We start from the raw sequence: 11,991 nt of genomic DNA on the forward strand, positions 1-11,991 counted from the left end.
AGTGTATCAAAATTAAATGGATTGTCCCGACAAGCGGAACAATCCATGTGAAAATAATATTAATATTTCATATTAGGAAATTAAGCTGGCACACCTTTACCGTGACATTGCTTAAATTTCTTACCGCTACCACAAGGACAAGGTTCGTTACGTCCTACTTTCTGAACATTTCGAACTGGCTCAGCCTTTTTAGGAGCTTCTCTTCTGCCATCAGAACCTAATTCTTCCTTAGAAGTTCTTAGGTTACTCATATCACGCTTACGTTCTTCAGCTTGACGCACTTCTTCAGGATCCTGCAATGGAATGTGACCTTTCATTAAGCTGGCAACCACTTTCTTGTTTACATCTTCAACCATTACTTTAAATAAGTTGAATGATTCAAACTTGTAAATCAAAAGTGGATCTTTTTGCTCGTATGAAGCATTCTGAACAGATTGCTTCAAATCATCCATTTCACGCAAATGCTCTTTCCAGGATTCATCAATAGTTGCTAAAATCGATACTTTTTCGAAAGATCTCATTACATCTTCAGCTTCGGTATCGTAAGCTTTCTTCAAATGAGTAACTACATTGAACATCTTAGAACCATCAGAAAATGGAACCACGATATTCTCGTACATTTCACCTTTCGATTCGTAAACATTCTTGATAACAGGATACGCTTGCTTCGCAATAGCTTCAGTTTTTCTATTGTAAGTATCCATAACCACATCATTTATCTTCTCAGCAATTACAGCAGGAGTTTCTTTCAAAAACTCTTCCTCTGTAACAGGAGATTCAATTGAGAAGGTACGGATCAAATCCATTTTAAACTCTTCAAAATCGCCGCCATGATTTTCATTTGCAATCACTTCAGAAACATCGTACATCATGTTGGCAATATCCACCTGGATACGCTCTCCGAACAATGCGTGACGACGACGCTTGTAGATTACCTCACGCTGAGAGTTCATCACATCATCATATTCAAGCAAACGCTTACGAATACCAAAGTTGTTCTCCTCTACTTTCTTCTGTGCACGCTCAATAGATTTGGTAATCATGCTATGCTGAATCACCTCTCCTTCTTCAAGACCCATGCGGTCCATAAGCTTCACAATACGATCTGAGCTAAACAAACGCATCAAATCATCTTCAAGAGATACGAAGAACTGAGAAGACCCCACATCTCCCTGACGACCCGCACGACCACGTAACTGACGGTCAACACGACGAGAATCGTGACGCTCTGTACCAATAATTGCCAAACCGCCTGCCGCTTTAACTTCATCAGTTAATTTGATATCGGTACCACGACCAGCCATATTGGTTGCAATAGTTACCGTACCTGCCTTACCAGCTTCTGCTACAATATCTGCCTCTTTTTGGTGTAATTTCGCATTCAGTACGTTGTGTTTAATACCACGAATCTTAAGCATTCTACCCAACAATTCCGAAATCTCAACCGAAGTTGTACCTACCAATACCGGACGACCTGCATTCACCAATGCAACAATCTCTTCGATAACTGCTGCATACTTCTCACGCTTGGTCTTATACACCAAATCATCACGGTCATCACGAGCAATTGGCTTGTTGGTTGGAATAACAACAACCTCTAATTTGTAAATATCCCATAATTCACCTGCTTCGGTTTCTGCAGTACCTGTCATACCCGAAAGCTTGTGATACATTCTAAAGTAGTTCTGAAGGGTAATGGTAGCAAATGTTTGAGTAGCTGCCTCAATCTTCACATTTTCCTTCGCTTCAATTGCCTGGTGCAAACCATCAGAGTAACGACGGCCTTCCATAATACGACCTGTTTGCTCGTCAACAATCTTCACTTTACCATCCATCAACACATACTCAACATCTTTTTCGAATAAAGTATATGCTTTCAACAACTGGTTTACTGTATGAACACGTTCTGTTTTAACCGAGTAAGATTGGATCATTTCATCCTTCTTTCTCAGTTTTTCTTCATCAGGAAGATCTGATTTTTCGATTTCATTGATTTCAGTACCAATATCTGGCAATACAAAGAATCCTGAATCGTCGGTATCAGCACTTAGTAAATCGATACCTTTATCGGTTAATTCAATTGAATTATGCTTTTCGTCGATAACAAAATACAACTCATCAGTAATGATGTGCATGTTTTTGTTATTCTCCTGCATATAGAAGTTCTCTGTCTTTAATAAAGTTGCTTTATTCCCTTGCTCACTCAAGTACTTAATTAAAGGCTTCATTTTTGGTAAACCTTTAAAAGTTCTCAATAACAACTTCGCTCCTTCTTCTTGTTCTTTTTTGTCTTCGCTATTCAACAATTTCTTCGATTCGGTAAAGATTTTCATTACCAAGTCGTTCTGAGCCTTTACGATTTTCTGCACCTGAGGCTTCAAAGAATCGAACTGTTGATTGTCACCACGTGGAATTGGACCAGAGATAATCAATGGTGTACGAGCATCATCTACCAATACCGAGTCAACCTCGTCGACAATAGAATAGTTGTGACGACGCTGAACCAAATCCTTAGGATTGGTAGCCATATTATCACGCAAGTAATCAAACCCAAATTCATTATTGGTACCGAATGTAATATCTGAAGCATATGCTTTTCTACGCTCATCTGAGTTTGGAGAGTGCTTATCGATACAGTCTACCGACATTCCGTGGAATTGATACAATGGTCCCATCCACTCCGAGTCACGTTTTGCAAGGTAATCATTCACGGTTACTACGTGAACACCACGACCAGTTAATGCATTCAAAAATACAGGCAAGGTTGCAACCAATGTTTTACCTTCCCCTGTTGCCATCTCTGCAATTTTACCTTGATGAAGAACCGTACCACCAATCAACTGCACATCATAGTGAATCATGTCCCAAACAATCTCTGTACCTCCGGCAGTCCATGAGTTGAAGAATACAGCTTTGTCTCCGTCAATTTGAACATTATCGAAATGTGGAGCCAAATCACGGTCAAACTGAGTTGCTGTAACTTCAATTTCTTCATTCTCTGTTAAACGACGAGCAGTATCTTTTACAATCGCAAAAGCAGTTGGTAAAATTTGCTCCAATACTTCTTCTATTTTCTCATCTATTTCTCCTTCAATCTTATCAATCTGATCGTAAATATCTTCCTTCTCATTCACAGAAAGTCCACCATTTTCGATCTTGTCTTTCAAAGATTTAATCTGATCATTTTCAGCTTGTATGTAATCTTGAATACGTTGCTTCAATTTTGCTGATTCTTCACGAATACCATCGTGGCTTAGTTTTGTTACTCTATCATACTCAGCTTTAATTTTTGCCAAATAAGGAGTTAATTCTTTTAAGTCTCTGTCCGATTTGTTACCAAACAGTTTTCCTAATGTTTTATCTAGAAAACCCATAATGATTTATTGATTTCAGTATTGATTGCATTCCTCTACGAATAGAAGAACCTATAATGTATTTAAAATAGAAAGTTGGTTCAGAATTGAACCTTAATAAATTAGCATGAATAACCTGGAGCACGAATAGGATTATCGCGCTTAACAACTTGGTTAAAACATGGTTCTGAATAAGGTAGATATCCTTTTATATACTCAGGTTCAGGATAATTCAGAAATTTTAATTGTTGGTTTAATGCAGGAATCTTAGGCAGATTCTTCAATACAGATAATTCTTCCGCAGTTGAAAAACATGAACCAGCCAATTGTTCTTGCTCTACATTTACCAGAATTGGCGAAGCAAAAGCTTCATCCAGATGTTCAATATGATCAGCGTACCATTCAGCAAATAGCTCGTTGTCCACAGTAAAATCCTGTGCATTGGCCATAGGTACGGCTGCCGCACATCCTGTGAGCACACAAAAAACTACTATGAGGTATCTGTTCATATCCATCGAGACCAAAAGTAGAAATTTTTATTGGTTTGAAGGCTTTTTTATGAAAATAATTTGAAGGAATAGACCGAGATGACTAATAAAGTTGATTCTCACCCATTCTTTCAAACTCTTTTTGACCGATTCTTCGACCATTAATAATAGTGGTATCCCAATCTTGAATAATTTTCCAAATTCCTGATATCTTTTTATGAACAATATGAAACTGCCCATAATGAACAGAGGTTTCATCATTTATTATCGTTGCCATCTTATAATAGCCTACTTCATAGGAGGTATCAGAATTTGAATGCCTGCTTTCGAACCAAAAATCCAATTTTACAATGGCAGACTTCTCCTTGAGCATTTGAAATCTTTCAACATTGGCAGCCTTAAAAGAGTTTTCTGTATCAATCCCATTTGGAGTAACTCTTAAAGTTTGATCTGCATAGAGATCATTTAATGCTATTGCATCTATCCTTTCAAATGCAGATTTAAACTCTTTCCAAACACTTTGGTCAATGTCATTTTGTATCATTTCCATATTAACTTGAGCTGAACTTAAACCTGATATACACATGATCAGAAGAAAGATGATGGTTCGCATAACAAAGATTTTCTTTTAAAGATAAATTCTTTTTGCAAATCAGATACAAAAAAAGGATGCCACGGTATTAACCAGACATCCTTTCTTATAATATTATTTGTATGGATTATTCAGCAGGAGCAACAAAAGTTCTTGCTTTGAATTCTTTGTCCATCATATAAAGACCATGTCCTTTACCTTCGAACATTCTCAATTGGTCAAGAATTTCACTAACACCAGCTTCTTCCTCTACTTGCTCATCAACAAACCACTGTAAAAAGTTTACTGTTGCATGATCTTTTTCTGCAATGGCAACATTTACACATTCATTAATCAAGCTTGTTACTTTTTCTTCATGAGCTAATGTTTCTTCATAAATGTTTACAACACCATTCCACTCCGAAGGAACCTCAGCAATAGGTTGAAGAATAACACGCCCACCTCTTTCATTTACAAAGTCAAGCATTTTCATAGCGTGGAAAGTTTCTTCTTCAAACTGAACTTTCATCCAATTTGCAAAACCTGGCATTCCGTTCGCGTTAAAATAGTTAGACATTGACAAATAGAAATAAGCTGACCAAAATTCAGCATTAATCTGCTCATTCAAAATCTTCTCAACATTTTTATTGATAGCCATAATATATAATCTTTTTTGTGTTTTTCTAATTTCATTCAAATGTAAGGGAAATCTAGCAATCCCCTGTTTTAGTTTATTAAATTTAATGCTTATTTAAACTCAAACTAAATACTAAACAATTAACAAAGTCAACATAGTAATTGTTCTACAAAAATCAATTAAAATAATACCCCAACAGAAAAATTCCATTGGGGTAAAACCTGAGTGATGTAGTGAAAACTAAACTATTGCGAACTACATCTATACTACATAACAAAATGGTGAAAATACTACGAAATAACACTAAAAATAATTTTAATCATGGCGAGATTAAATATTCAACATTTTGTTTTTTAAATCATATCCATTCAAACTCATTTCTAACGTCAGGTGATTTGAATAAATTGAACAATAGCAAAGTAAGCCAAGAGAAACCTAATCTGCAATCACTATATATTATGATTTTTTACGCAAAAAATCTCATAAAAATACTCACCAAAGTGCAGTATGGCTGCCTAAGGTGAGTATCGAATTAATAGCAAAAGAAAAAATCTTTATATCTAACCAACTAACTTCTCATGAATAAGTTCGTTATTGATTCCCGTTCGTTTAATGTATCTCTCATATTGCTGATTTCTATCATAGCCAAGCATAATTCCCAGAATAAAATCCTGTTCATCGGTAAAATCGGACAAAGATTTATCTCCAAAGAATTTCACAATCTGAATGCATTCCTGTTTCCCAAAAAATACATTAATCTTGTTTTGACTAACAGTTTGTAGAAAATAACTAATCCCCTTGCGCTGCAATAAATTTTCTGTTTTTTCCCTCTCACTGCTATGCATGGTGTGTAATACCAAACTTCTTAATCCTTTGTTGTATTCATAAACGTGGTGAATCAAAATCTGCATGTCAGCAGTCTTATAATCCGAACAAGTTAGCTTTATCATTATCTAATTAAATTGATTTTTAAGTTCCGCAACCCAATCTGCTACTCTTTCTTCTGTTTGGTCATCTTGATTATCAATATCGATAGCCAATCCTACTAACTTTCCATCTTTCTCTGCTTCCGAAGCATCATATTCATAACCATCAGTAGAAGTTTCTCCAACAAGTTCACAGTTTTTTTCTTCCAATGCCTTAAATAACTCGCCCAAACCATCGACAAATGAATCTGAATAGGAATACTGATCGCCTAAACCAAATAGGGCAACTTTCTTTCCATCTATATTTGCATTTGAAATTTCAGATAAAAAGCCTTCAAAATCATCTTGCAAATCGCCAATCCCCCATGTAGAAGTTCCTAAAATTAGGTTATTAAACTTTTCAAGATCAGATGCACTGGCATCAGCAACATCAATAATTGTTGCGATATCTGCGCCAAATTCTTCTTGTATTTTCTTTGCTACGCTTTCTGTATTCCCAGTAGATGAACCGTAAAAAATTCCGATGTTTTGCATTTTGTTCTTATTTAGATTAAATATACCGACAAAAGTAAAGGGCATTTCAATGCTCATCAATCGCTATTTGTTGTGATTTATGACATTTCAAGTTTTTCGCCACACTAAGTTCCCTATGAATCAACACCATAATAAAAATCACACTTCATCATAAATGGGAATTAGTCAAATAAATCACATCTTTGCACCCATAGATATACCTACATATCATTAGCAAATATTATTGCTCATTGCAGAAGATTTATCTATTTTTAGTATTCCGCAGAAGGAGCGCGGAATTTAATCTCTAAAATATTACTTATGGATCCGGTATGGTTGGCTATTGCATTTGGTTTAGGACTTGTTGTCAAATTAATTGGATTACCTCCTTTGGTAGGCTATCTTTTGGCAGGCTTTACACTCAAATATTTTGGTGCAGAATCTGATGATTTAATTCAAAGTATATCCGACCTGGGAATTACTCTACTTCTGTTCACCATTGGATTAAAGCTTAGAATCAAAGACCTTTTGCATCGTGAGATTTGGGGAGGTGCATCCATTCATATGTTGCTGGTCACAATACTTATGGCAGTTATTCTGTTTGGATTAAGTTATACCTCACTACATATATTTACAGATTTCACCTGGCAGCAAGCTTTAATCATTGGTTTTGCGCTCAGTTTTTCCAGTACCATTTATGCAGTTAAAATTCTGGAAGAAAAAAGTGAATTAAAATCTGCATACGGAGTTTTATCTATAGGTATACTTATTATTCAGGACATATTTGCAGTTTTTTATATTGTACTGGTAGCAGGAAAACTTCCAAGCTATTGGGCCATAGGATTACCGGTATTATTCGTTATTATCCGCCCTGTTCTATTACTGATATTGGAAAAAATTGGTCATGGTGAGATTTTAATATTATATGGATTTTTCCTTGCCTTTGTAGTAGGTGCCGAATTGTTCAAGTTTGTTGGCTTAAAAGCCGATTTGGGTGCTTTGGTAGTAGGCATATTGATCTCCAACCATACGAAAGCAAAAGAATTGGCCGACTCTTTAATGAGTTTTAAAGATATTTTTCTGATTGGCTTCTTCCTTTCCATTGGTTTAATTGGCCTGCCAAGTATACAAATGTTGATTCTTGCTTTTGTATTGGCTTTAGCCATAAACTTTAAGGTGATATTGTACTTTTTTGTTCTGACCAGATTTAGAGTTCGTGCCAGAACCTCAGTTTTCACATCTTTGGCCTTGGCCAATTTTAGTGAATTTGGACTCATTGTAGCCTCAATTGCTGTAGGCAAAGGCCTAATTCCTTCCGATTGGTTGGTATCCATAGCGATCTCAGTTGCCATTACCTTTATCATATCATCACCTTTAAACTCAAATGCCCATAAAATATACTTTGGCATTCGTAAGTATTTAAAAATTTTCGAAACCAATAAACGATTGGTATACGATAAAGCTTTTGATATCGGTGATGCAGAAATTTTGGTTTTTGGGATGGGTAAATTAGGAATGGCGGTTTACGAACAATTAAACCGAACATATGGACGTAAGGTATTGGGACTTGATTACAATTACGATTTGGTTCAGCGTTTAAAAAAGGAAGGCAAAAACATTCAACAGGATGATGCAACAGATAGTGAGTTCTGGGAAAACATTTTCGAAAAATCAAATCATCACAAAATACGTTTGGTAATGCTCTGCATGAACGATCACAAATCGAACTTGTATGCAGTAGAGCGTTTGCAAAAAACCACTTACAACGGAAATATCGCAGCCATTGCACGATTTGACGATGAACGACAACAACTTGAAAAAATGAATGTTGATGCAGTTTACGACATCTATTCTGAAGCCGGTTATGGTTTTGCCAATCATGTTTGTCATCAAATTAATATAGGATGTGAAACACGAAAACCAATGTGATAATACTCCACTTGCTCTTATATAATTCGGAAAAATAAACGTACATCCATTACATTAAAGAACAAAGATCTTTAATATAGGTATATAAATCTATAGGAAGGCAAATTATACAATTGCTCTTTAGATTCCTGGTTTGAGTTCATAGTCTTTTTCAAAAATCATACAGGGTAAAAATACACTTCCCTCCTACTACTATCACCTTATTGCATGATATATCTTAAAAAATCAGATCAAATGTCTTTTAATAACAACTTACAAAATCAATTTGCATTTATTGATACATTTTGATGTCCATTATCAGGCAATCTGCCGATTTCCATTCAAAAGTTATAGAAAAAAGATTTTCTGTAAAAAATTCACTTTCGAAAATCCTACTGACATAATGCTGTCACTACTGTCATTTAGCTTTGTTCTATTGTTAATTTATTAAAAATGGAAATTATGAAGAAAGTAACAGCACCAGCAATGATGGTATTGTCTAAAGTCGTGAGAACAACTTTGGAAGATTTAATGAAAAACATTGAAGACTTTCCAAAAGAGATTGTTCAAGAAGCAGTAAATGCAGGATTACATCCTTCAGGTCCACAATATTGGATTTATAAATGGGAAACTTGTGTTACGTTAGAAGAATTTGAATTGAAAATTTGTTTGCCTGTGGCTACTTTTGGCAATAGCTTTAGTAGCGAAAAATTTAAATTGGAAAAACTAGAAGAATATGTACATGTAAAGAAAACACATTTGGGTGCTTGGGATCAACTTAAAGAATCGTACGAAGTACTCATGAAAGAAATGGAAGAAGCTAAATTGGTTCCAGGACAAACATGTCGTGAAATATACATAAATTGCGATTTCGAGAATCCTTCGAATAACATTACTGAAATTCAATTTCAGGTGAATTAAACCATTGTATGTAAGAAGTATCCGGAGTGTTTTAGATGTGATGCAAATACTCCGGATATTTCAACAATTAAAGGGAAGCTAAATTTTGAACAGAATAGACAGATTACAGGCCATTTTAACTCAATTACAAAGCAAGAAAGTGGTAAAAGCACAGGAAATTGCTGATCGATTTGACATTAGCTTAAGAACTGTGTATCGCGATATACGTGCACTTGAAGAAGGAGGAGTTCCCATTGGTTCTGAAACTGGCATTGGTTATTTTTTAGATGACAATTATGCATTACCTCCCATCATGTTCACAACCGAGGAAGCTTCGGCTATTTTAATCGCAGGCAAGCTCATTTCTCATATCTCCGATAAAATTGTAGATGCCTCCTTTCAGGATGCTTTGTACAAAATTAAATCGGTAATGAAATCTGAGGACAAATTGGTTCTTGAAAAGCTTGAGAGCTCGGTGAAGGTATTCACTGGAATCACCAATATTCCTAAAAAGGATTCTATCTATTTGCAGGATATTCAAAAAGCACTGGTAAAATCAAGAATATTAAGATTGGGCTATTTTGCTCACTACAAGCAGGAACTATCGGTTCGCGAAGTAGAACCTATTGGTTTGTTATTTTATGCCCTAAACTGGCACTTAATTGCCTATTGTCGTTTAAGAAATAGTTATCGCGACTTTAGATTGGATCGGATTCGGAAACTGGAAATCACAGAGCAAACTTACCATCGCAAGCTTGATAAAGATTTCGAAGACTATTTGAATCAGGAAAGAGAGCAATATCAACATTTTGAGGTAGAACTCAGAATGGAAAAACCAATGGCTCTGCAGCTTCATGAATCAAAATATTGGTATGGGCATATTAGTGAACATGAAGATGGAAACTTTGTCGTAATGAAATTCTTAAATCCAGATTTAAACGGTTTTGCTCGTTGGATTTTAACAATGACAGATAAAGTTGATATTCTTTCTCCACCCAATCTTAAAAATATGGTAGGTGAAATGGTAAAAAAGCTATATGAAAAATACCAGGACGACTTGCCTTAATTTGAATTCAAATAAGCAAATGACTATTTTCTATATTATTAAATTGTGCAGACAATTCATCTCATTAATTGTAAGCATATTCCTGCTATTTTTACGATTATGAGCTTGAAAATCATTCAAACTTGTAATAACTTCTTATTCTTTTTAACTTTAAGAATCTGACAAAGAAACAAACCATCCTATATTAAACAGATTACCTAAAATAAAATACCTATGCCTAAAACTTATGTAGAAAAGTCGATCACAATTGCTGCTGGTGTTGACAAGATAAAAAGCGTTATTGCTGATTTCAATCACTGGAAAGCCTGGTCGCCGTGGTTCATACTGGAACCTGAAGCAAAAGACACGATTTCTGATAACGGTAAAACCCATGAATGGGAAGGAAAACGAATCGGATCAGGAATCATTAAAGTCGTTTCGGAAGAAGAATCCGTAATTAAGTATGATTTGCAATTTCTAAAGCCATGGAAATCGGAATCGAAAAGCGACTTTATTATTGAGAAAATTGACGAGAACAATACCAAATTGACATGGACCCTGGCAGGATCTCTCCCATTTTTCATGTTCTGGATGAAAAATATGATGGAACGCTTAATAGGAATGGATTACGACCGCGGCCTGTTGATGTTGAAAGATTACATCGAAAAGGGGCATGTTGATGCCAAACTTGAGTTTCTTGGAGAATCGCAATTCGAGGGTTGCAATTTTATTGGCCTAAAGAGCGAATGCACCATTGATAATATTGGCGAAGTAATGGAAGCTGATTTTAAAAAGCTGGCAGAATTCGCAAAAGAAAACGAAGATATCGTTACCTGCGATTGGTTCTCCGTGTATCACAAGTTTGATTTTAACAAGAACAAGGTAGTTTACACTGCTGGAGTTGGAATCAAATCAGATCCTGAAAGCATACCGGCAGGAATGTTCAAAGGAAATCTTCCGGCTACCAAAATACAAACGGTACGTCATATTGGTCCTTACGAACTTTCGGGAAATGGATGGAGCGCGATCATGTCCATGGAAAGAGCCAAAGAGTTCAAACAAAACAAGAAGATCCCTCCGATGGAATTCTACCGCAACAGCCCAATGGAGACCGAGCCAAAAGATTTGATTTCAGACATCTGTATGGCAGTCAAATAAAGTAATGATTTAAACAAGAGGCGCAAAACACTGCGCCTCTTATTGTTATACCTAACATTTCTCCTCCTGCCAGAAAATTCCGCATAAAAAAACAGCCACCCAATGGGCAGCTGTTCTAATTCCAGTAATTGAATACTAGTTTACCGCTTCGTCCATAGCTTTACCAGCCTTGAACTTGATTACTTTCTTAGCAGCAATCTGAATTTCTTTTCCAGTTTGAGGGTTTCTACCTGTTCTAGCAGCTCTTTCAGAGATTGAGAATGTACCGAATCCAATCAATTGAGTACTTTCACCTTTCACTAAAGATTCTTTAATTGAATCCATCATTGCATTTAATGCTTTTTCGCTATCCGCTTTTGACAATTCTGCCTTTTCAGCAATTGCTGAAACCAATTCTTGCTTGTTCATATAATTTTTCTTTATTAAAGTGGGAAGATAATAAAAAATTCCCCAGTTTATTTGATTCTATTGGACTTTATTGATTTAATTTTT

The 11,991-nt window shown here is 35.7% G+C and carries 11 protein-coding genes; 4 read left to right on the plus strand and 7 right to left on the minus strand.

All coding sequences use genetic code 11. The annotated features are described in order from the left end of the window. Positions 1-80 precede the first annotated feature (80 nt). From secA to M0051_RS04110, 6 genes are all read right to left on the minus strand, one after another. On the minus strand, positions 81-3,374 hold the full coding sequence (secA, locus tag M0051_RS04085; RefSeq protein WP_306740274.1) for a preprotein translocase subunit SecA: 3,294 nt from the start codon (positions 3,372-3,374) through the stop codon (positions 81-83). A gap of 101 nt (positions 3,375-3,475) precedes the next feature. Beyond that, a complete protein-coding gene (locus M0051_RS04090; RefSeq protein ID WP_306740275.1) occupies positions 3,476-3,862 on the minus strand; it encodes a hypothetical protein in 387 nt (128 codons plus the stop codon). 82 nt (positions 3,863-3,944) lie between these two features. Beyond that, positions 3,945-4,454, minus strand: coding sequence for a hypothetical protein (locus M0051_RS04095; RefSeq protein WP_306740276.1), 510 nt, complete (start codon positions 4,452-4,454; stop codon positions 3,945-3,947). Between the two features lie 106 nt (positions 4,455-4,560). Next, complete coding sequence (locus M0051_RS04100) at positions 4,561-5,070, minus strand: ferritin (protein ID WP_306740277.1); 510 nt, start codon at positions 5,068-5,070, stop codon at positions 4,561-4,563. Between the two features lie 539 nt (positions 5,071-5,609). Next, positions 5,610-5,999 carry a DUF2023 family protein gene (locus M0051_RS04105; protein ID WP_306740278.1) on the minus strand — a complete coding sequence of 130 codons (390 nt, stop codon included), beginning with the start codon at positions 5,997-5,999 and terminating at the stop codon, positions 5,610-5,612. 3 nt (positions 6,000-6,002) lie between these two features. Next, the gene (locus M0051_RS04110) at positions 6,003-6,566 is read right to left on the minus strand and encodes a flavodoxin (protein ID WP_306740279.1); all 564 of its coding nucleotides are present in this window, start codon (positions 6,564-6,566) and stop codon (positions 6,003-6,005) included. 243 nt (positions 6,567-6,809) lie between these two features. On the opposite strand from M0051_RS04110, the gene M0051_RS04115 reads away from it, so the two are divergent. The 4 genes from M0051_RS04115 to M0051_RS04130 all read left to right on the plus strand — a co-directional run bounded on the left by M0051_RS04115 (position 6,810) and on the right by M0051_RS04130 (position 11,499). Continuing rightward, positions 6,810-8,417 (plus strand): cation:proton antiporter family protein, encoded by a 1,608-nt coding sequence (locus M0051_RS04115; RefSeq protein ID WP_306740280.1) that lies wholly within the window; start codon positions 6,810-6,812, stop codon positions 8,415-8,417. A 441-nt stretch (positions 8,418-8,858) separates the two neighbouring features. Then, the gene (locus tag M0051_RS04120; RefSeq protein WP_306740281.1) at positions 8,859-9,317 is read left to right on the plus strand and encodes a GyrI-like domain-containing protein; all 459 of its coding nucleotides are present in this window, start codon (positions 8,859-8,861) and stop codon (positions 9,315-9,317) included. 85 nt (positions 9,318-9,402) lie between these two features. Continuing rightward, on the plus strand, positions 9,403-10,362 hold the full coding sequence (locus tag M0051_RS04125; RefSeq protein ID WP_306740282.1) for a YafY family protein: 960 nt from the start codon (positions 9,403-9,405) through the stop codon (positions 10,360-10,362). Between the two features lie 213 nt (positions 10,363-10,575). Then, on the plus strand, positions 10,576-11,499 hold the full coding sequence (locus M0051_RS04130) for an SRPBCC family protein (protein WP_306740283.1): 924 nt from the start codon (positions 10,576-10,578) through the stop codon (positions 11,497-11,499). A gap of 135 nt (positions 11,500-11,634) precedes the next feature. Here the strand turns inward: M0051_RS04130 and M0051_RS04135 are convergent, their stop codons facing one another. After that, positions 11,635-11,922, minus strand: coding sequence for an HU family DNA-binding protein (locus M0051_RS04135; protein ID WP_306740509.1), 288 nt, complete (start codon positions 11,920-11,922; stop codon positions 11,635-11,637). Between the last annotated feature and the right edge of the window lie 69 nt (positions 11,923-11,991).

Origin of the sequence: Marinifilum sp. D714, assembly GCF_030851345.1 — a bacterium.
Taxonomy (GTDB): Bacteria; Bacteroidota; Bacteroidia; order Bacteroidales; family Marinifilaceae; genus Marinifilum.

What these genes read in the sequence shown, in the direction of transcription:
- secA (WP_306740274.1), bottom strand. Translation starts at nt 3,374, where the DNA reads ATGGGTTTTCTAGATAAAACATTAGGAAAACTGTTTGGTAACAAATCG.
- M0051_RS04090 (WP_306740275.1), bottom strand. Translation starts at nt 3,862, where the DNA reads ATGAACAGATACCTCATAGTAGTTTTTTGTGTGCTCACAGGATGTGCG.
- M0051_RS04095 (WP_306740276.1), bottom strand. Translation starts at nt 4,454, where the DNA reads ATGCGAACCATCATCTTTCTTCTGATCATGTGTATATCAGGTTTAAGT.
- M0051_RS04100 (WP_306740277.1), bottom strand. Translation starts at nt 5,070, where the DNA reads ATGGCTATCAATAAAAATGTTGAGAAGATTTTGAATGAGCAGATTAAT.
- M0051_RS04105 (WP_306740278.1), bottom strand. Translation starts at nt 5,999, where the DNA reads ATGATAAAGCTAACTTGTTCGGATTATAAGACTGCTGACATGCAGATT.
- M0051_RS04110 (WP_306740279.1), bottom strand. Translation starts at nt 6,566, where the DNA reads ATGAGCATTGAAATGCCCTTTACTTTTGTCGGTATATTTAATCTAAAT.
- M0051_RS04115 (WP_306740280.1), top strand. Translation starts at nt 6,810, where the DNA reads ATGGATCCGGTATGGTTGGCTATTGCATTTGGTTTAGGACTTGTTGTC.
- M0051_RS04120 (WP_306740281.1), top strand. Translation starts at nt 8,859, where the DNA reads ATGAAGAAAGTAACAGCACCAGCAATGATGGTATTGTCTAAAGTCGTG.
- M0051_RS04130 (WP_306740283.1), top strand. Translation starts at nt 10,576, where the DNA reads ATGCCTAAAACTTATGTAGAAAAGTCGATCACAATTGCTGCTGGTGTT.